This window comes from Paenibacillus mesophilus, from assembly GCF_005938385.1.
Taxonomy (GTDB): Bacteria; Bacillota; Bacilli; order Paenibacillales; family NBRC-103111; genus Paenibacillus_AB; species Paenibacillus_AB mesophilus.
In genome coordinates, this window is sequence record NZ_VCRA01000023.1 from 24071 (window position 1) to 44001 (window position 19931).

At 54.0% G+C, this 19931-nt stretch carries 15 protein-coding genes and 1 other annotated feature; of the genes, 9 read left to right on the plus strand and 6 right to left on the minus strand.

Annotation, left to right across the window (positions count from 1 at the left end; genetic code table 11):
* Positions 1-6: 6 nt before the first annotated feature.
* Complete coding sequence (locus FE783_RS28440) at positions 7-1878, plus strand: right-handed parallel beta-helix repeat-containing protein (protein WP_138882773.1); 1872 nt, start codon at positions 7-9, stop codon at positions 1876-1878.
* Between the two features lie 118 nt (positions 1879-1996).
* Complete coding sequence (locus FE783_RS28445; RefSeq protein ID WP_138882774.1) at positions 1997-3094, plus strand: DUF3900 domain-containing protein; 1098 nt, start codon at positions 1997-1999, stop codon at positions 3092-3094.
* 97 nt (positions 3095-3191) lie between these two features.
* Here FE783_RS28445 and FE783_RS38060 read toward each other — a convergent pair whose 3' ends face one another.
* The 5 genes from FE783_RS38060 to FE783_RS28470 all read right to left on the minus strand — a co-directional run bounded on the left by FE783_RS38060 (position 3192) and on the right by FE783_RS28470 (position 9123).
* Positions 3192-3893: a hypothetical protein gene (locus FE783_RS38060; protein ID WP_202916282.1), complete on the minus strand. Its 702-nt coding sequence runs from the start codon at positions 3891-3893 to the stop codon at positions 3192-3194.
* A 56-nt stretch (positions 3894-3949) separates the two neighbouring features.
* The gene (locus tag FE783_RS28455) at positions 3950-4315 is read right to left on the minus strand and encodes a hypothetical protein (protein WP_138882775.1); all 366 of its coding nucleotides are present in this window, start codon (positions 4313-4315) and stop codon (positions 3950-3952) included.
* 63 nt (positions 4316-4378) lie between these two features.
* A complete protein-coding gene (locus FE783_RS28460) occupies positions 4379-5260 on the minus strand; it encodes an SDR family oxidoreductase (protein ID WP_138882776.1) in 882 nt (293 codons plus the stop codon).
* 3 nt (positions 5261-5263) lie between these two features.
* Positions 5264-5956 carry a hemerythrin domain-containing protein gene (locus tag FE783_RS28465; protein ID WP_138882777.1) on the minus strand — a complete coding sequence of 231 codons (693 nt, stop codon included), beginning with the start codon at positions 5954-5956 and terminating at the stop codon, positions 5264-5266.
* Positions 5957-6168: 212 nt separating this feature from the next.
* Positions 6169-9123, minus strand: coding sequence for a helix-turn-helix transcriptional regulator (locus FE783_RS28470; RefSeq protein ID WP_138882778.1), 2955 nt, complete (start codon positions 9121-9123; stop codon positions 6169-6171).
* A gap of 181 nt (positions 9124-9304) precedes the next feature.
* Between FE783_RS28470 and FE783_RS28475 the strand changes: the two genes are divergently transcribed.
* The 4 genes from FE783_RS28475 (at position 9305) to leuS (ending at position 16340) form a co-directional block, all read left to right on the plus strand.
* Positions 9305-10153, plus strand: a complete 849-nt coding sequence (locus tag FE783_RS28475) for a PEP/pyruvate-binding domain-containing protein (RefSeq protein WP_138882779.1) — start codon at positions 9305-9307, stop codon at positions 10151-10153.
* A 14-nt stretch (positions 10154-10167) separates the two neighbouring features.
* A complete protein-coding gene (locus FE783_RS28480) occupies positions 10168-11787 on the plus strand; it encodes a PEP-utilizing enzyme (RefSeq protein ID WP_138882780.1) in 1620 nt (539 codons plus the stop codon).
* Positions 11788-11898: 111 nt separating this feature from the next.
* Positions 11899-13092: a HEAT repeat domain-containing protein gene (locus FE783_RS28485; protein ID WP_138882781.1), complete on the plus strand. Its 1194-nt coding sequence runs from the start codon at positions 11899-11901 to the stop codon at positions 13090-13092.
* 267 nt (positions 13093-13359) lie between these two features.
* Positions 13360-13606 (plus strand) — a binding site (T-box leader).
* Positions 13607-13886: 280 nt separating this feature from the next.
* Positions 13887-16340 (plus strand): leucine--tRNA ligase, encoded by a 2454-nt coding sequence (leuS, locus tag FE783_RS28490; protein ID WP_138882782.1) that lies wholly within the window; start codon positions 13887-13889, stop codon positions 16338-16340.
* 89 nt (positions 16341-16429) lie between these two features.
* Here the strand turns inward: leuS and comER are convergent, their stop codons facing one another.
* Complete coding sequence (gene comER, locus FE783_RS28495) at positions 16430-17263, minus strand: late competence protein ComER (RefSeq protein ID WP_138882783.1); 834 nt, start codon at positions 17261-17263, stop codon at positions 16430-16432.
* A gap of 104 nt (positions 17264-17367) precedes the next feature.
* On the opposite strand from comER, the gene FE783_RS28500 reads away from it, so the two are divergent.
* The 3 genes from FE783_RS28500 (at position 17368) to FE783_RS28510 (ending at position 19815) form a co-directional block, all read left to right on the plus strand.
* Positions 17368-17856, plus strand: a complete 489-nt coding sequence (locus FE783_RS28500; RefSeq protein ID WP_238403292.1) for a helix-hairpin-helix domain-containing protein — start codon at positions 17368-17370, stop codon at positions 17854-17856.
* Positions 17857-17999: 143 nt separating this feature from the next.
* A complete protein-coding gene (locus FE783_RS28505; RefSeq protein ID WP_138882785.1) occupies positions 18000-19292 on the plus strand; it encodes a homocysteine synthase in 1293 nt (430 codons plus the stop codon).
* 4 nt (positions 19293-19296) lie between these two features.
* On the plus strand, positions 19297-19815 hold the full coding sequence (locus FE783_RS28510) for a deoxycytidylate deaminase (protein WP_202916283.1): 519 nt from the start codon (positions 19297-19299) through the stop codon (positions 19813-19815).
* Positions 19816-19931: the final 116 nt, after the last annotated feature.

Genomic DNA, 19931 nt, shown 5'->3' on the forward strand with positions numbered 1-19931 from the left:
TATCGTATGATGCCGGAGCAGCAAGCAATAAGCCGGAGAGCGATGCTCGCCGGACTCGGAATGGTCGGACTGTCGCTCGGTTTGGGAACGGCCGCAGCCGGAAGCGCGGCTTCCGTGACGAAAGCGGTGTACGGGGGAGGGGGGGCCGGTAAGGGCAACTGCTGTGCGGATTGCTTGGTCGTTACGGATGGTTTCACTTACGAAGCGGTACAGGCCGTTCTCGACGAGGCGGAAGGAAAGACGGTACTGTTTCAGCCCGGCGTCTATACGTTTGCCGGCGGCACTCCGGTGATCCACTCTAATACGACCGTCAGGGCGTGCGGAGAAGTCGTGATTCTGCAGCCGAACGCGGGGAAGTTTGCCGGCTTCGCTGTCGAGCCGGGAAGCGCGGACATTTCGATAGAAGGCTTCGATATTCGCGGGCCGTGGTATGCAACCGGCGTACCGGATTGGATCAACGGAGATATGGACACGGCGATCTGGAACGCGTCCTACGCGGAGAACATCGGAATCGATATTCGCGGGCGCTGGTATCAGCGGCAAATTCTCGGCTATAATGCCGCACAGATGCAAGCATTGACCGATGTAAGCCGGAATATAACGATCCGCGGCTGTACCATCGAAGGGTTCGGCCAATCCGGTATGATCGTAGACAATGTCGATCGCTTTAACGCAACGCATAATACGATCCGGCGGTGCGGGCGGGACGGCATACGTATGTACGGAGTCGTAGACGGACAATGCATATCGAACCATGTAAGTACGCTGTCGCCCGGCTATGACGGGGCCAAGCCGAATTACAACGTATATGGCATAACCGCAACAAGGCTGTACGGCAGCTCGGCCGTTCCCGACCCGCAGCTTACGATCGGACGCCCGTCCCGGAACGTGGACATTTGTTTGAACCATATCGAGAATGCGTATACGTGGAAAGGACTCGATACGCACGGCGGAGTCAACATCCGATTCGCGGGCAATACGGTGCGCAACGCGTATATCGCCATCGGCATCGACAAAGGGGGCATCAACGACACGAACGGCAAAGCTCCCGGTCGCGACATCGCGGTCACGGGCAACACGCTCGTCTGGGACGGCAGCGCCCCGTATCGCCGGGCGGGCGTTACCGCCTATGGCCACGACACGTCCGATGCTTTGATCGGACGCAATTTGACCGTAACCGGCAACTACATGACCGGCTATGGGGGCAATTCGACCGATGGAGCCGTCAGCATATCGAATTTCGCCGCCGTATCGGTTACCGGCAACGTGTTCGCGAATACGTTTCGCGCGGCGCTTACACTGTTCAATACGGTTATCGATTTCACGTTTACCGGCAATGTCGTAGACAACGTCGAACTTACCAGCTTCCAGGTCGCTTACGGGGCGCTCGTGCAGACGAAGCTCGCGAGCGGCATTATCGACGGCAATACGTTCCGCAACCGGAATCAGCCGCATATGAGCGCCGCGATATCGCTGCAGACTCCCGAGCCGGGCTATGGCGTGAAGGTGGGGAAAGACAATCTGTTTTACGGCGCTATGAATGCGAAAGTGAATACGGTTGCAAATGAAGCGGGAGGATCGTACTTCCTGACCCCATCGGCTTACGCGAACGTAGATTTGACGGCAGCGGGCGCGTCGCTCGTTGCGGGCAAGGGCGTCGTATCGGCTACGCGCGCCGCTGTCGGCGAAGTGCAGATCGTATTGAAGGAAGCGCTGAGCGGAAGCCAGTCGGTTATCCCGCACGTTACGCTCAAAAACGGGGCGGCCGGTATCGTCACCGTTTCGGCGGTTACTGCAACTGGATTTAAAGTTCACGTGGCGGATCATGCCCTTGCTCCGGTCGACTCCGGCTTTTATTTGACCGTGCTTGGCTATTGAGCCGTTCCGGCTCAGCTTTTAATATATGGTTCCAAGAACGATTCATTTTTGGTAAAGTAGAGGTCTGGGCTTTTCCGACATAAAGGAGCTAGGCAGCTAAAGAAGGAGCGTTATTGCCGTGGACTTTACTATCCAATATTTATCGTTCTTCGTCATTCAAACCGAGGACCAGGCGTCCAGATCGTTCAAGCATTACCAGACACTCGACCGCGAATCGTACGAAACCAGCGAATTGAAGAAGTTTCTGGACGGGGAATTCGCCCGTATCGTCAAGCGGAAGGCCGAGCGGAACCCGATTACGGAGCAGGTCCCGACCAAGATCGGCCGGTTCATCGTAGAACCGGGCTTCGAGCTGGCAGGCAACCCGAACTATGCCTTATTCCAAAGAATCCGGTTCGCGGAAAACGGCCAGGACTTTCTGTATGCGAGCGACGAGCTTGTCAGAGCCTACATGGATACGAGTTCCGTACGGGGCGGAGCGCTGATCGTTACGGCGGCCAAGCTGAGCAAATGGTTCGACGAGCCGATCCTGTTCGTCATGAAGTGCGATTTCGAGCCGAAGATCGCTTCGGTCTCGGACGAGAAAAGCTTGGTGCGCCACGTCGAGATGGCGATCAGCGCCAAAAACATCAAGGCGATCCAATATCCGCACATGCCGGAGGAAGGGATGCTGGAGGAATGGGAGCTGAAGCTTCATCAGTCGTCCCATGCCCGTTATTTCGAGGATTTCCTGAAGTTCGTCTCCTATGAGCCGTCCGTGCCGGAACTGATCAACGAACAGGTGATGGGCATGGTCCAAGACTACATCGAGCAGAAATGGCAGGACCAGCCGACCGCTCACGAAGGGAAGCAGCGCGAGGAGGAAGAAATCGAGCTGTGGGCCGCGAGCGAGCAGCGGGAGCTGCAGCAGAAATGGAGCCACGAGCAAGTAACCGAGGCGACGATGCGCATCGTCGAGCAGCAGCCCGAAGTCGAGCTGAAGTTCAAGCTGGACGGCGTATCCGTCAAAGCGCTTCTCGCCGATTACGGCGAATCGGTTCATGTGGCGCAGTTGAACGGACGGTACATCCTGCTCATCGAGGGGGATTCGTTCCAGTTCGAGAAAGGTTTCTCACCGGTTGAGCTCCTCCATCCGGAATCGTTCGAGGATGTGGCGCGCAAGCTGATCGAGAAGCCGGTGCGGTCACCGGACGACGATGATGGAGTGCCTTGGTAGGTGCTTGCCAAATGGACGAAAGCAGCCCTTTCGGGCTGCTTTCGTTCATATCGGGATGGATAAGATCAAGTTTGTTTTTACGGTACGCGAGTACATGTTATTTAATCTTCTGCTGCTCTTCTTCCGAAATGAAGTAAGCATGAATGTCATAATGCGGTACTTCGAATCCCTCATGTCCGGTTGCCTGAAATTCAACATCGATTTGAACGACGGCAGGCGACGGAACGCCCTTCATTCCCGCCAAATTGGCATGGTTTTTGCCTTTCGTAAAATCTTCTTGTGCAATCATATATTCCAGGAAAACCAACCTTCCGTTGTACACGCCATAGATCGGGCCGATCGGCAAATCTCCGGCCTGCGGGTTGGACCAATGCTCTCCCATCGCGGGAACTACGGGAGTAATCTGGACCGTCCCCTTCGGCAGGGCAAGGACATACACCTCATTTTCGGTCGAGTCCCACGTGACGCTTTGTGCATGGACGGCATCGGCCAGCTCCCGTACCCATGCTGTCATCTCTCCCTCATGCCGACGAATATCGGTGATTGTTTTCCCGTTGAATTCTACGGATTGATAGTCCTTGCCGACAGTCGCGTTCAAATCAAACAGCTCAGCGAACTGGGCGACGGATGCGTAGATCTTCCCTTCCCAAATGTGGTTAGCGCCGGATTGAACCTGTACGCCATTAACCAGAACCGATAGGTCCTGCGGCTTCGCATGATCGGAATGGGCCCCGACGGTACTACCTCCGATTAAAGTGAAGCAAATGACGAGAAGCAACATCATGATATTCTTATTCATTATCGTTCTCTCCCTTTGTTTTGATTGATAAAATGCCACCATTATCACGAAAATGATTAAACAAACGGAACCTCGGGCATCTCCGGTATTGTCGGTCCCTCACTCCACCTTGCAGCCGCCTTCACTCTCTCGGGTTTCGCTTCGGCTTTAACAGCCACGGCCGATCTCTCGGGCTTCGCTTCCGCCTTGACAGCCACGGCCGATCTCTCGGGCTTCGCTTCCGCCTTGACAGCCACGGCCGATCTCTCGGGTTTCGCTTCGGCTTTAACAGCCACGGCCGATCTCTCGGGCTTCGCTTCCGCTTTAACGGCCATGGCCGATCTCTCGGGCTTCGCTTCTGATTTGACGACAGCAAGCGTTGGGGCTGCGGAAACTATCATACTTGCGACTAACACCGTTGTCATAACGATTTTTCTTTTCATATCCAGTACCTCCATGGATTGTTTTAGTTTCTTGGGAACGTGTAAGGTTACATAAACGGAACTTCAGGCATCTCGGGTATCGTCATGTTTCCAACGGGCGATAGTTTCCGCCGCGAAAGCCTCAAATGAACGGGGCTCACGCTGCAGCAATTCCCGCTGGCGGATGAAGTCCTGTTCGCTTCCTAGGCAACCATGCTTTTGAAAGCATTCATACATGACGCGAAAATCTTGAGCGAGCCATTCCGGCATCACCGCAACCGCTTGTCGATACCATACATCCACATCATCCCCGGCATACCGAACGGGAGTGTCCGCATAACGACTAAAGATTTCGGCGATAGTGTCTCCCGTCAACGGTTCGGGTCCGTAAAGGGGATATTCCTTTCCTTCATATCCGTCGAGAAGAAGCGCGTTTGCGGCTGCAAAGGCGATATCGCCTACATCGACCCGGTGCAATCCGACCGAACCGAGCGGCTGAGGATAAACTCCATATCGAACAATAGCTTCGCGAAACGAGTAATCGTTTTGGAAAAAATTGTTTGGCCGCAAAATCGTATAATCCATGCCGGACCGCTTAATCGCTTCTTCTACCGCAATCTTGCTTCTTATGTGGGGGATCTGCAGCATCGCCTTATCCATCGGCGCGGATAAATATACGATTTTGGGAGCACCCGCTTTTATCGCCGCATCGACCGCCGTCATTCCTTGGCTTGTTTCCGTCTTGGCCAGACCGTTTAGAAGAAACACCGCATCCGCTCGTTCGAATGCGTTCCCCAAGCTGTCGGGAGCCTCCAAATCACCTTGCACCCAATCCGCGTTTATACACTTATGCCGAGTTTTACTCGGATCGCGTGCAAGAATGCGGACGGTTGCCTTGCGATTGATCAGCTCCGATACCAACTGACTGCCTACGGTTCCAGTACCCCCGATAACAAGAACGTTCATGACTTATGCGATCCCTTCCGGTTTGATTTGCTCCAGTTCGGCTTGCAGCTGCACCCAGCTTTGTTGATCCAACCGGGAGGCGGCCAGTTTCCTCATGCCCTCATACGCTTCTTTCGGAGCGAATTTCTTCATGTCGCCGAACATCACTGCACGTTCCCGATGGCTGATCGCCGGAATCATATAGTGCATAAAAATGGACATCGCTTGCGGCGGAATGGATGATCGAATATTGAGCGAGATTTCCTTCAATTGGTCATCCGTCAAATGCTCCCATAACGCCTTCATTCCAGGACCTTCTTCGCGTTCGAGGTGAACGAAGTATTCCGCCGTGAAGCGGTTCAAATCTTTGCCGATTTGGTACCAAATTTTCTGATGCTGGGCGGGCTGAGACTTGTTAAATTCCAGTTGGTTCACCAGATCGATAATCCGCTCGAGCTTATGTTCCAGACCGGCGTGCTCCTCCTCCAGTTGACGCAGCGTCTCGGGTGCATATTTCTCATACGATTCGTTAATGTGCGCATCCTCGTCCCGCGAGTGGGACTCCAGAATGATTACGACCCTTCCGAATTCCTCGACAAATGCGCTCACTCCCGCGTCATCGGAACTGTCAACCGAGCCCGTCTGATAGCATAAACCGCTTAAGGCCAATCGGATTCCTTTGTGGACCGGGGCATACAGATCAAAACGACCGAACATGTTCAGCTCTCCTTTGGTTTCATGTTATTAATAACGCGTTTCTGCACGTTTATAAAATTAACATGAACCCGAAAAAGGTCCTATCGGGTAAATTACGTATTCTTCGAAGGCCAAATGACGTATCTTAGCTTTTTATCGCGTCCGTCAAATACGCAAAAAAGCCGCCATTCCCCTCCAAAGGCCGGGTGAGCAGCGGCTATCCCAATTATGTTTTAATGGTGTTCGACCGAAAGATCGTAATCCATCAAGTATTTGACCAAAGAAGCTCTTGAATTGATGCCGAGACGCCGGTATATTTTCTCCAGATGCGTACTTACGGTCCGCGGACTGATTATGAGCGCCTCGGCAATTTCGATGTTCGTTAACCCCTCGGCAACGAGACGGGCAACTTCCATTTCCCGGTTGCTCAATTCCGTTTCTTTCTTTTTGGAATTCGCCGCGTCGGGCTTAGGCATGCGAACCCCAAGCTTTTTCATGAGCGATTGCGTCATGTTCAAATCGTACTCGGCGTCCAGATGCTCGAAAGTTTCCAGGCATTGAAGCAATTTGTTCTTGGCCTCTTCGGGATCGCCCTCCATCATCATGTCGGCGTAAAAAAGCAATGAGCGCGCTTGCTCCAACGGCATTTGCAGCTTCGAGAACAAGTCTGCCGCTTCATGGAAGTGGAGCACAGAAGCTTCCTTGTTCCCGAGCGCATAATCGACCTTGCCGTACAACCGCTTTCCAAGCGCCCAAGCGAACAGGTTCTCTTCCTTATTGCCGGCAAGAAGTTCCTTGACCGACGCTAGAGCTCCCATCCGGTCGCCCGCGGACAATTGAATCTCTCCCCACAAGGCCGGATTCAACCAAGGATATACAACGTAATAGGGTCTTGTTTGATTCATGGAAGCATAGTAGTCCGCCGCTTTCTCCGTACCCAGGGCAATCATCATCTCGATCGGCGCCATCATATCCACGATGTGCCCGTCTTTAGCCGGGTAGGGGACAAGTCGTCTCAGTTCATCCAGGCAAAGCTGCGCATCCGCAAAGTTCCCCATCCATGCATAAACGAATCCTTTTGTAATATAGGCATATAGTAACGGCCTGCCCACGTCGATTCTCCGCGCTTTGGAGACGCAAATATCCATTTTGGGTATGGCCAGCTTCCAATTGCCGCCGAATAGATCCGCTTGAACCTGTATCCAATAGCTGCGGACTTCATACTCGGGAATATGCATCCGCTTGGCGATTTCCAACGATTTCTGCGAATAAGTTCCGCTTAATTCGTACCGACCGCAGAAAATAAAATTGATTGCGCTGACGAAGTAGCCGCGAAAAAGCGTCTCGTCGTCAACCTCCATCTTTTCCAGCTGTTCGACCGATGCTTGAACATTTCGAGGCGAGAAATTTTCCTTGAAAACGCAGCTTGTCCAATAATCGATTTCCGCCACTTTTGCTTGAGCGGCAGCCCGGGGGGTTCCGACCAGCTTGTGTACCTCTTGAATTTCTTCATACACTTGACAATAGTCCTCGGCTCTTTTAAGTCTGCTTAAATAGACCAGGCTCGTAAGGAGCAGCTCGTAGCGGACTTCAGGGGAAGCGAGTTGTTTTCTGGCTATCGCCAAGCCGTCTTCCAGATATTGCACCGATTGCTCGATTTCTCTCGATTCCCAAAAGATTAATGACAATAATCCGTGCAAGCGGGCAATCTCTTTTTGATCGTCATATTGAACGTAAGTTCGAATCGCTTCCAGACAATACCGTCCGGCCTCGCTATACTCGCCAAGCATTTTGTGGGCTTCCCCCAAACGTTTTAGAAGCAAGGGAATCCGGGTCTTTTCCTCGGCCATTTTGTTCGTTTGGATCAGCTGCAGGGCGGATTTATAATATTTTGCCGCGGAGGCGTAAGCGTGCAACGAACGGGCTCTTTCCGCATTCAGGAGAAACACGTTCACGGTACGTATGGGATCGGCTTCAGGCCCGGCACCGTCATACAAATGAGCCAAATACTCGACATCGTCGGAGCCGCTCTCCTCCAGCACTTCGATGAAAAACTTATAGGCACGCCGGCGAACCATGATGGGAAGCTCTTCGTAGACGACATCCTTGACCAGGGCATGATAAATACCGTAATGGACTTCCATCTCTTGAATTTCTTCATAAAGGAGACCCGAAGATTTGAGCCTTTGAATGGCTGATAAAAAGTCGTCTTCGTTCATTTGCGTGAGCTGATGGAGAATCCGGTGGGATACGATGCTCTTCGATATGGCGGCATACAGGAGGACTTTATGATCTCCGGAATGAATTCTTTGTATGCGTTCTTTTATCAGCTCCTTGATTCGAAATGGAATCGTTTCGATCGAGCGGACGGATAAAATCCAAACCCCGTCTTGCATCGATAACACACCTGTTTCAAGTAAAGAATGGAGCAATTCATCAATAAACAAAGGCACTCCTTCGGAATGCTTCATGATTAAAGGAATAAAGCCGTCGGGCAAGGCGGTTCCCAGCCGATCGGCGAGCAGTCGGGCAACTCCGTGCTCGCTCAGCCGGTTAAGGCGGAATTCTTTGAAAAACTCTTCTTTGCGCAACGATTGGATAAAACCGTTCGCATTCGCATTGGCCGATAACTCGAACGTGTCGATCGTACAAACCATCATGAGCGGAGAAATATTCATTCCACGGCTCAAATAATGGAGAAATTCCAAGGAAGCGGGATCGGCGAAATGCAGATCCTCCTGTATAATGACCAGCGGTTGTCCTTCCGCCATTCGTTCCACAAGACAGACCAACGACTCGAACAGCCGCGTTTTTTCCAATGCCGGATCTCCCACTTGGGGCGGCTCTGGGAACCGGAATCTGCGCAGCAGCTTCCCCAGGTCCGGCAGGTCTTTCGTCCACGCGGATACTTTCTCCGGGGATGCTCCCCGGAAATTGTGGTTCAACATTTCGAGAATCGGAGTGTAGGCGGTATCGCTCCCGACCGAATAAGAGCGGCCGAGCAAAATTTTGCATCGATGCTCGCTTGCTATATGCATGATTTCCTGGGAGAGGCGGGTTTTGCCGATACCCGGTTCGCCCATGATGGCGACGATAGCGCCCTTTCCGTCCATCAGGTTTGCGAGAATTGCGGGAATTTGGTTTAAATACTTCTCCCTTTCCATCATTTGCGATTTCTTTACGGTCATGATCGGAAAAACGTCCCTTCCTTGGGGAATCTCGGCTATACGATTTCTCAACCTATATATTCTTTCCAATGCGATCGTTCTCCTTCGAGAGCGGATGATAATACGTAATTCACCTGATAGAGGAACGATCCCATTTCGCGTACAATCATCTCAGAGAAGCTTAGCCGGTTAGGAGTGTTGTATGGTGCACAGGGTGATTTTGTTTTCAGAGACAAAGGCGGAGGATGCAGTCGGTACAAAGGCCAAAAACATTGCGCTTCTATTCCGAGCCCGGTTCCCCGTTCCGCAAGGATTCATCATTACGGCCGATGCGTTCAAGCCTGCCATTCGGGGAGAACGCGACCCTGATCCGTTCGTCTTCCCCGAGCCATTACGCCTGGAAATCGAGGAGGCATTTAAACAGTATGTAACTCCACCCGTAGTCGTCCGCTCTTCCTGTTCCGCGGAAGATCTGGAATCCGCTTCGTTTGCCGGACAATATGAATCGATTCTGAATGTAACTTCCGACGACTTGCTGAAATCGATCAAGCGCTGCTGGCTATCGGTCTATAAGGATCACGCTCAAACCTATATGACACAAAGATTGAATGCGGCTGACGAGGCGCCGGCCATGTCCGTAATTGTACAGGAACTGATAGATGCGGACGCAGCCGGGGTTGTTTTTAGCCGAAACCCGATTACCGGAAACGAAGACGAGATTATGATCAATTCCAACTTCGGATTAGGCGAGACGGTTGTAACGGGTTTGGCGACGCCTGATTTTTACGTTCTGTCGAAACGGGGGAATACGGTTCTAAGAAAGGAACTCGGCGAGAAAATGTGCAAGGCGGTCCTCGATCGGAAAGGGACCCGTATCGTCGAGACGACCCTTCAAGAACAATCCGGTTATAGTCTGCAAGATGAACAGCTTCATGAACTGAGGGGAATGACCTTGGCCATCGAAACGTTTCTGGGCCATCCCGTTGATCTTGAATTCGCGTACCGGCAAGGAAAGCTCTACATCCTGCAAGCAAGGCGGATTACTGCGTAAAGGAGAAGGAGACGATGAACCGCTTGTCCGATTGGAAGAAGAGCTTGATGCTCGGCGAAGAGGAGAAGGAGCAAGGATTTTGGATGCTGGACGATACTCACTTCTCCAGACCGTTGACTCCCCTGTTCGCCTCCTTTATGCTGCCTGCCGTAACGACGGGAACAAAAAGAGCTTTTGAAACGATGAAAATGCCGATCGTTCAATTCATCGTCAAGACCGCCCACGGCTATTATTATCAGACGATGCCTCCTCACCCCGAGCCGTTCGAGGAGAGAATCGTCAAGCATAAGAAAAAAATGGAGGAGTTTTATCCCGGGATCAAGCCGTATATGGAACGGAAAGTGAACGAATTTTATATGCCGTTCTATAATAAGCTGTCCGAGCGTTCCATTGAGCCTATCACGATGCAAGAAGCGCCGAGGCTTTTGGAACAATTGCAGCAGTTTTATATGGAAGCGTGGCAGTACCATTTTGAAATTACGATGCCTCGAACGTCTTTGGCGATCGCATTGGAGGAACTGTACGGTCAAGTCACCGGAGCGAAGAATCCTAAAGAGGTTTACGATTACTTGCAGGGCGTTATGAATATGTCTCTCGAAACCGATCGCGGGCTGTGGCTCTTGGCCGAGCAGGTGAAATCTTCCGCATTCCTGGGCGACGCACTTACGGATTCGGAAAATCCGATCGAAGCGCTGGAGCATGCGGCCGAGGGCAAGGAATTTAGGAAGGAGCTGCATGATTTCTTAAGCATTTATGGTCATCGTACGGCTATCACCCACGAGTTTGCGGAAGAGACTTGGTTCGAGAATCCGTCTTATGCGCTTTCCATTATTAAGAACTACGTACTTAAAGATTACGATTTCGACGCGGAATTCAAGCAGCTCGTCGCGGAGCGCGAAGCAAAGGTGAAGGAACTGTTCGAACGCCTTCCGGGTAACGATCGGGCAAGCCTTTTCAAGACGATGTATGAGCAGGCATTGGCCTGTTGGGGAGCGGACGAGGATCATCATTTCTATATCGATGCGATGATAGCCGCAAAATCGCGCTACTTCCTGAAAAATGTAGGACGAACGTTGGTTCGTGAAAACATTATCGCTTGCGAAGAAGATATTTTCTTCTTATACTTGGACGATTTGTTGGAAGTGCTGAATGAGCCCAAAGCGCTCCACGAGGTTGTCGAGCATAATAAAACCAAATATAAAGAGTATCGGAACAAACAGCCGCAGCCGTTTTACGGCACGCCTCCGAATCCGGTACCGGACCCGCTCATCGAACGTATTTTCGGACTGCCCCAAGGCGTGATGGACAATCAAGCGAAATCTCTTAAAGGGTACGCCGCTTCTGCGGGGATTTATACCGGAAAGGTTAAGGTCGTATACGGGCAAGAGGACTTCGCGAAGTTGAGTAAAGGCGATATCCTCGTCTGCAAAACGATGACTCCGCCATGGACCGTTCTATTTCCAATCGCCGGCGCCCTTATTACCGATGCAGGCGGCATCCTGTCGCATGCCGGAATTGTCGCCAGGGAATATAAACTACCTGCAGTAGTCGGAGCGAAAGCCGCGACATCATTGCTGAAGGACGGGGATCAAGTCACCGTAGACGGTACGAATGGCGTTGTTTATCTTGGTTGATACCGGGCGACTGGCTATTGAACCGAGCGGGCAAGAATGCCTTGATGGACGTTGCCGTCGTTTGTAAGGTATACTTGTTTTATTATTCAATGATATAGGGGTCGAGAGCTGATGAATCCTTTCGGTGATTTTGGAAGTATGGGCCGTTTTTATTTGGAGAACGATTCTTACGGCGCGGCGGCTTTTTCGTTCTATCGTGCCGTTGCTTTGGAGAATACGAACGCGAATGCGTGGAACGGTCTGATCATGGCTTTCAGCCTGATGCGGCGTGAGGAAGACGCGCAAACGGCGCTGGCCCGGTTCGCGCTGCAGGAAGGATTGCCGTTCGACAAAAACTTGGTGACGTTCGCCATGATGATGTTCCAGCGAAGCCCGCTCGCACTCGCCGAATGGTTCCGCGCGATGACGAAACGGTTCGGGCTAGGCAGCCAGGACAGGGAAAACTACGCGCAGCTGGCGGACGAGATGGAGCAGGGCTACCGGAAGCTGGCGGAGCAGCAGGAAGAGGTGCTGCTGAAAATTCAAGGGATGCTCAGTCTCGAGGAGTTCGCCGGACGGACGATGGAATTGGACTGGCTCTCGAAAGAGCCGATCGACTCCGTATTCAAGCAGCTTCAGCAGTGGCTGGAGGAAGGGACGGATAAGGCGCTGACGGCGGTCCGGATGCTGTGCATGATTCCCGATCCGAGAAGCGAGAAGCTGCTGCGCCGAGTGTGCCGCAACGAAGACGTGAACGGAAAAGTCATCACTCAGGCGTTGCTATCGCTCCGTTGGCTCGGCGTTCGCGGTAATATTAAGATCCATAAGATGGGCGAGCCTTATGTCATCAATTTGGACGATCCGACGCCTGAGCTGACGATCTCCGTACCTGCCGCTTTCAAGCCGGCGCTGGACCGGATGAAGCTGTGGATGGCGAAGGAGCAGGGTGTCGTGTCGAACGAAGAGTACGAACGGCACGCCTCGACGGATGAGGCCGACCTGCCGCCCGAGCTTACAGAGAAGCTAGGCGAAGCGGAAATTCCGGCTACTTTGCAGGAAGTCGTCCATACTTTGATCCGTGCGGCTTATGACCAATATTATCCGTTCGTTCCGACGGTCCAGGAAAGCCGTCAATGGAGCACCGCGTTCCTTATGCTGATGAAGGAATATGCGGTAGGAGTCGGCGATGGATGGCGTTACGGCGAGCCGGAGTCCGATGATACGGCGGTGCTGCACCGCAATTGGCTGCTGAGCGCGAGCCCCGATTTCCACGCGCAGATCGAAGCAGCCGGAAAGTTCCGGGCAAGCTTGCCGAAGCTGGTGTAGTTCGGCGCGACGGATGGGATTCACGGCGGCATTGCTTCACCGGTGCCGCCGGAAGAGCGATATCACGACAGGGCTGACCCGAATTTGGGGTTGGCCTTTTTTTGTCCTGAGGCGGTTCAGTTCGGGGGGGGGGCCGGTGCGAATTGCATATTTGTAAGTCCCCGGGACGATATCCGGAAATCCGTTGCGCTAGCCCTTGGTCGAATGGTGGCGCTTCTTGACATTGTCTGCTGGTTGCATTTATAATATTTGAAAGTTCCATATCGAACACAAGCATGGAAAAGGAATAGTAGTGGATTCTCATTTCGCAGAGAGCCGGCGCTTCGGTGCAAGCCGGTAAATGGGACGAACGAACTCGCCTTGGAGCTGGCGGCATGACCCGGAGCGCGTACGGAGCAACTCCCGGAAAGCCGACACGTAACCCCCGCGTTAAGGGGCAGAGTGGGCATCGACCGAAGTACGGTCCGTGCCAACTAGGGTGGTACCACGGGAAAATCAACCTCTCGTCCCTAGCGTTTGCGCTAGCGGCGGGAGGTTTTTTTGTTTTATTCACCGTTTCGCGGGTTTTCGGACGAATAAGAGGTACAAACATCTCCTATTCGCTGCTCGCACCATCGTCGCTTTTCGAGGACGAGTCTGGGGCTTGTTTCCGGGGTCCCCGAAAAGTACCCGGACTAAGCTGCAAAGGTTATGCTTCACTTTTTGGGGCTTGTATTCGGGGTCCCCGAAAAGTACCCGGACTAAGCTGCAAAGGTTATGCTTCACTTTTTGGGGCAACTAAGGAGGAATAGCAAATGACGCAGGAGCACAAACAATCGCAAAAAGAAACTCAAGGCTACAATCCGCTCGCCATCGAGCCGAAATGGCAGCAGTATTGGGACCGCAACAAAACGTTCAAAGTACTGGAGAACGTGAACAAGCCGAAGTTTTACGCACTCGACATGTTCCCGTATCCGTCCGGCGCGGGGCTGCACGTCGGCCATCCGGAAGGGTATACGGCGACCGACATCGTCTCCCGCTTCAAGCGGATGAGAGGCTACAACGTGCTCCATCCGATGGGCTGGGACGCGTTCGGGCTTCCCGCCGAGCAGCATGCGCTCGATACCGGGAAACATCCGCGCGACATTACGTTCACGAACATCGACAACTTCCGCCGCCAAATCAAATCGCTCGGCTTCTCGTACGACTGGGACCGCGAGCTGAGCACGACCGATCCGGATTATTACAAGTGGACACAGTGGATTTTCATCCAGCTGTACAACAAAGGTCTCGCTTACGTGGCCGAAGTGCCCGTAAACTGGTGCCCGGCGCTCGGCACGGTGCTCGCCAACGAAGAAGTGATCGACGGCTTGAGCGAGCGCGGCAACCATCCGGTTATCCGCAAGCCGATGCGGCAATGGGTGCTCAAAATTACCGAGTATGCCGAACGGCTGCTGGAAGATCTCGAGGAGCTCGACTGGTCGGAAAGCATCAAAGATATGCAGCGCAACTGGATCGGCAAATCGAAGGGCGCCGAAGTCGTCTTCGAAATCGAAGGTCATGCCGGCAGCAGCCTGACGGTGTTCACGACTCGTCCGGATACGCTGTTCGGCGCTACTTATTGCGTGCTTGCGCCGGAGCATGAGTTGGTCGCAACAATCGCTACGGCGGAGCAAGCCGCAGCCGTGAAAGCTTACCAGGACAAAGCGGCGACCAAGAGCGATCTGGAGCGGACCGACTTGGCCAAAGAGAAAACCGGCGTATTCACGGGCGCCTATGCGATCAACCCGGTCAATGGCTCGAAGGTGCCGATCTGGATTGCCGACTACGTGCTGGGAGGTTACGGTACCGGAGCCATTATGGCCGTGCCGGGTCACGACCAGCGCGACTGGGAGTTCGCGAAGCAGTACGAATTGCCGATCATCGAAGTCGTGCAGGGCGGAGATGTGGCGAAAGAAGCGTTTGCCGGCGACGGCGCGCACGTCAACTCCGGCTTCATCGACGGCTTGAACAACGAGCAGGCGATCGCGGGAATGATCGAATGGCTCGAAGCGAACGGCAAAGGGCAAGGGAAAGTGACGTACCGTCTGCGCGACTGGCTGTTCAGCCGCCAGCGGTATTGGGGAGAGCCGATTCCGATTCTCCATCTCGAGGACGGCACGATGAAGCCGGTGCCGGAAGACCAGCTTCCGCTGCTGCTGCCGGAGGTCGACGAAATCCGTCCGTCCGGTACGGGCGAATCGCCGCTCGCGAACGTAACGGAGTGGGTCAATACGGTCGATCCGGAGACGGGCAAGCCGGCGAAACGCGAGACGAACACGATGCCGCAATGGGCGGGAAGCTGCTGGTATTACTTGCGCTTCATCGATCCGCATAACGACGAGGCGCTCTGCTCGCCGGAGCTGCAAAAGGAATGGCTGCCTGTCGATCTGTACATCGGCGGCGCGGAGCATGCGGTGCTTCACCTGCTTTATGCGCGCTTCTGGCACAAAGTGCTGTACGACCTCGGCGTCGTCTCCACGAAGGAGCCGTTCTACAAGCTGGTCAACCAAGGCATGATTCTGGGCGAGAACATGGAGAAGATGAGCAAATCGCGTGGCAACGTCGTCAATCCGGACGACATCGTCGGGGAATACGGCGCGGACACGCTGCGTCTGTACGAAATGTTCATGGGCCCGCTTGAAGCGACGAAGCCGTGGAATACGAACGGGGTGGAAGGATCGTTCCGTTTCCTGAACCGGATTTGGCGTTTGTTCGTAAATGAGGACGGTTCGCTGAATGCGAAGATCGGCGGCGAAGGGAACGACGCGTTCAAACGGACGTGGCACCGGAGCGTCAAGAAAGTGACCGAAGACTACGAAGCGCTGCGTTTCAATACGGCGATCAGCCAGCTGATGATCTTCGTCAACGAAGCGTACAAGGCGGACGAACTCCCTGCCGAGGCGATGAACCATTTTGTACAAATGCTGTCGCCGATCGCTCCGCACATCGCCGAAGAGCTGTGGGAGAAGCTCGGCCATAACGAGTCGATTACGTACGCCGCTTGGCCTTCGTACGACGAGGCGCTGACGGTGGACGACGAAGTCGAAATCGTCGTGCAGGTCAATGGCAAAATTGCCGACCGGATCAAAATCGCGAACGGAACCGACGAAGCCGCCATGCAGGACATCGCGCTCGGGCTCGACAAGGTGAAGGACGCCATGAACGGCAAAACGGTTCGCAAGGTCATTGCAGTCAAAGGGAAATTGGTCAACATCGTAGTCGGATAATACCAGGCTTGGGCGCCCGCACCCATCCAAACAAAAACGGTCGGCCTCGCCAAGGAACAAGCAGTTCCGTCAGGCGCAGGGCCGGCCGTTTATTCTACGATCGAACCGTAAAACTGATCGTCGATTTTTTCCACATCTTCGTCGTACTTGGCGTGCGTCGCCTGCAGCAGCCTCACGAACGTGGAGTCGAGCTCCCGCTCCATCAGCTCGAGTCCCGCTTCGATAATGCCGCCCGGGACGGCAACCCGCTGTCTCAGCGATTCCGGTGTATAACCGCCCTCGTTCAACAGCTTTCCGGTTCCGAGCACCATCTCGGAGGCAAGCCGGGTCGCTTCTTCACGCGGCACTCCGGCAACTTCGACAGCCGCATCGACGAGCTTCTGCACGAAATACGCGAGAAACGCCGGACCGCAGCTGGATATGTCCGAGGTGACGCGGGTATATTGCTCCGATACGCGGATCGGCTTGCCGATCATTCCAAGCATCCATTCGAGCGAGACGCGGTCCTGCTCATCCATCCGTTCACCATAGATGCACAGCGTGGCGCCGCTCAGTACGCCGTTCGTAATGCTCGGAATGACTTTTGCGACTTTGCAGGGGAGAGCCGACTCCAAATGTTTGAGCAGCACGGGACTCGTAATCGAGATGATCGTGGAGTCGGGCGAGACGTAAGGCTTGATCTCGTCGATAACCGATTTGAACGCGAGCGGTCTGACGCACACGAAGACGGTGGAGCAAGCCGAAGCGACTTGCCGGTTCGAGCGGGCGGCGGTCAGTCCCGGATACTTGGCGGCGAGGCGATCCGCTTTGTCCTTCGATCGGTTGCTTGCCATAACCGATGACGGCTGGAGCGCCCCGGAGCGTATGAACGATTCGATAAGCACGGTACCCATGCTGCCCGTTCCGATAAAACCAATCTTCATGCCGCGATCCCTCCCGGAGAAGTAGACAGTATCATTTCTTTTATGCATATGCGGCCCGCCGTACCGGTATGACAGTACATATGAATCAAGCAAGGAGGGAATTCATGGATACGGGAAAAAACGGTCTGCGCACCGTAGCTGCCGCGGCGTCCGTATGGGTGGCGCTGGCTCTGCTGCTGTGGCTGACCGATCGGCTGCTTCATGGAGGAGCCGGGACGCCGGGAGACTGGCCGGTGCGCAATGCGGAATTGACCCGGCTGTTCGACGCTCAAGATCGGCAGGAAATGCCTGCCGCGGCTCCCGCCCCTGACACATCGGCGGCGAGGGGAACCGCGCCCGCACCGGGCAATGCCGCCGGAACCGGGACGAAGATACCGGATCCGGCCGTTCTAGGAAAGGCGACCGACCTTAACCGGGCTTCGCTCTCCGAGCTCGACAAGCTTCCGGGGATCGGTCCGTCCAAAGCTAAGGCCATCATGGAATACCGGGATAAGCAGGGCGCCTTCCGGACGATCGAGGAGCTGAAAAAGGTGAAAGGGATCGGGGACAAAACGTTCGAATCGTTAAAGCCGTTTATTACGGTAGAGAAGTAAACCGAGTAAACCGCTGAGTCTTTCATTTTGGCAAAAAATATGAGACAATGATGACGTTATAATAGGAACTTAACGGATCGCCAGTCAGGACGATAATTCCGTTAACGTTCCTTATCGGAAATTATAAGGAGGAACCGTTTACCATGACCGAAGAACGCAAGCTTTCTTTAGAAACATTGGCCGTCCACGCCGGCCAGGAGATCGATCCTACCACCCAATCGCGCGCGGTTCCGATTTACCAGACGACTTCTTACGGCTTCCGCGATACCGAGCACGCGGCCAACTTGTTCGCGCTTAAAGAATTCGGCAATATTTATACCCGTTTGATGAACCCGACCTCGGACGTTTTCGAGAAACGCATCGCCGCTCTGGAAGGCGGAGTCGGCGCCTTGTCGACTTCTTCCGGACAAGCCGCCATCACGTATTCGATTTTTAACATCGCGGGAGCGGGCGACGAGATCGTGGCGGCCAGCAGCCTGTACGGCGGCACCTACAATTTGTTCGCGATCACGCTGCCTAAGCTCGGCATCAATGTCAAGTTCGTAGACGCATCCGATCCGGAAAATTTCCGCAAGGCGATTACGCCGAAAACGAAAGCATTGTTTGCCGAGACGATCGGCAACCCTAAGGGAGACGTTCTCGATATCGAAGCTGTTGCGAAAGTGGCTCACGATAACGGTATTCCTCTTATCGTGGACAACACGTTCCCGAGCCCGTATCTGCTTCGTCCGATCGAGCACGGCGCGGATATCGTCGTTCATTCGGCGACGAAATTTATCGGCGGACACGGCACTTCGATCGGCGGCGTTATCGTCGACGGGGGCAAATTCGACTGGAAAGCGAGCGACAAATTCCCCGGCTTGACCGAGCCCGATCCGAGCTATCACGGCGTAGTGTACGCGGATGCTGTCGGACCGATCGCCTATATCATCAAAGCTCGCGTGCAGCTGGCCCGCGATATCGGCGCTACCATTTCGCCGTTCAACTCGTTCCTGCTGCTGCAAGGACTGGAGACGCTCCACTTGCGTATGGAACGGCACAGCTCGAATGCGCTTGCCGTCGCCAAATTCCTGGAGACGCATCCAGGTGTAGAATGGGTCAGCTATACCGGCTTGGAGAGCCACCCTTCGTACCAGCTTGCTCAAAAATATTTGCCGAAAGGCCAAGGCGCGATCTTGACGTTCGGCATCAAAGGCGGCGTCGAAGCCGGACAAAAAGTGATCAACAACGTGAAGCTGTTCTCGCATCTGGCTAACGTAGGCGATTCCAAATCTCTTATTATTCACCCGGCCAGCACGACGCACAGCCAGCTGGAAGGCGATGAATTGCTTTCGACCGGCGTAACGCCGGGCATGATCCGTTTGTCGGTCGGTACGGAAGGCATCGACGACATATTGTACGATTTGGATCAAGCGATTCGCGCGAGCCAGCAATAAGGATATGGCCATGAGCAGACGCAAAGATTGGGACACTTACTTCATGGATATCGCTTATATGGCGTCCACCCGTTCGCAATGCTCGCGCCGCCGCGTCGGCGCTGTCCTCGTGCAAGGCAAGAAGCTGCTCGGTTCGGCCTATAACGGCGCGCCGATGGGCGTACCCGACTGCTCCGAAGCCGGCTGCATGCTGGTCGAAGAGGTTGAGATCAAGCAGGTGGACGGCCGCGAGGAAATGGTGAAGAAGCAGCGGTGCATACGCACGATCCATGCGGAGCAAAACCTGCTGCTGTTCACGGACCGCAGCGACCGGGAAGGCTCGACCGTGTATGTCACCGATCAGCCCTGCTGGACGTGCGCCAACATGCTGGCGAACAGCGGCGTAGTGGAAATCGTCTATCACCGGCCTTACCCGAAGGACAAAGATAAAGTTACGGAAATGATGGTCACGCGAGGAATCCGGTTTCGTCAATTGGCGGACTATTCGCCTCCGGCCGGCACCATTCATGATGTAACGAATTAGAACTGTTACAGTTCCGTAATACCAAATGCAAGTGGGGAAGCACCTCCTTCTAACGAAAGGGGTGCTTTTTTTTGATGTATTTTTGCAAAGGCTGCCGCAAGCCTCGAGTGACGGCG

What these genes read in the sequence shown, in the direction of transcription:
- FE783_RS28440 (WP_138882773.1), top strand. Translation starts at nt 7, where the DNA reads ATGATGCCGGAGCAGCAAGCAATAAGCCGGAGAGCGATGCTCGCCGGA.
- FE783_RS38060 (WP_202916282.1), bottom strand. Translation starts at nt 3,893, where the DNA reads ATGAATAAGAATATCATGATGTTGCTTCTCGTCATTTGCTTCACTTTA.
- FE783_RS28455 (WP_138882775.1), bottom strand. Translation starts at nt 4,315, where the DNA reads ATGAAAAGAAAAATCGTTATGACAACGGTGTTAGTCGCAAGTATGATA.
- FE783_RS28460 (WP_138882776.1), bottom strand. Translation starts at nt 5,260, where the DNA reads ATGAACGTTCTTGTTATCGGGGGTACTGGAACCGTAGGCAGTCAGTTG.
- FE783_RS28465 (WP_138882777.1), bottom strand. Translation starts at nt 5,956, where the DNA reads ATGTTCGGTCGTTTTGATCTGTATGCCCCGGTCCACAAAGGAATCCGA.
- FE783_RS28470 (WP_138882778.1), bottom strand. Translation starts at nt 9,123, where the DNA reads ATGACCGTAAAGAAATCGCAAATGATGGAAAGGGAGAAGTATTTAAAC.
- FE783_RS28475 (WP_138882779.1), top strand. Translation starts at nt 9,305, where the DNA reads ATGGTGCACAGGGTGATTTTGTTTTCAGAGACAAAGGCGGAGGATGCA.
- FE783_RS28480 (WP_138882780.1), top strand. Translation starts at nt 10,168, where the DNA reads ATGAACCGCTTGTCCGATTGGAAGAAGAGCTTGATGCTCGGCGAAGAG.
- FE783_RS28485 (WP_138882781.1), top strand. Translation starts at nt 11,899, where the DNA reads ATGAATCCTTTCGGTGATTTTGGAAGTATGGGCCGTTTTTATTTGGAG.
- leuS (WP_138882782.1), top strand. Translation starts at nt 13,887, where the DNA reads ATGACGCAGGAGCACAAACAATCGCAAAAAGAAACTCAAGGCTACAAT.
- comER (WP_138882783.1), bottom strand. Translation starts at nt 17,263, where the DNA reads ATGAAGATTGGTTTTATCGGAACGGGCAGCATGGGTACCGTGCTTATC.
- FE783_RS28500 (WP_238403292.1), top strand. Translation starts at nt 17,368, where the DNA reads ATGGATACGGGAAAAAACGGTCTGCGCACCGTAGCTGCCGCGGCGTCC.
- FE783_RS28505 (WP_138882785.1), top strand. Translation starts at nt 18,000, where the DNA reads ATGACCGAAGAACGCAAGCTTTCTTTAGAAACATTGGCCGTCCACGCC.
- FE783_RS28510 (WP_202916283.1), top strand. Translation starts at nt 19,297, where the DNA reads ATGGCCATGAGCAGACGCAAAGATTGGGACACTTACTTCATGGATATC.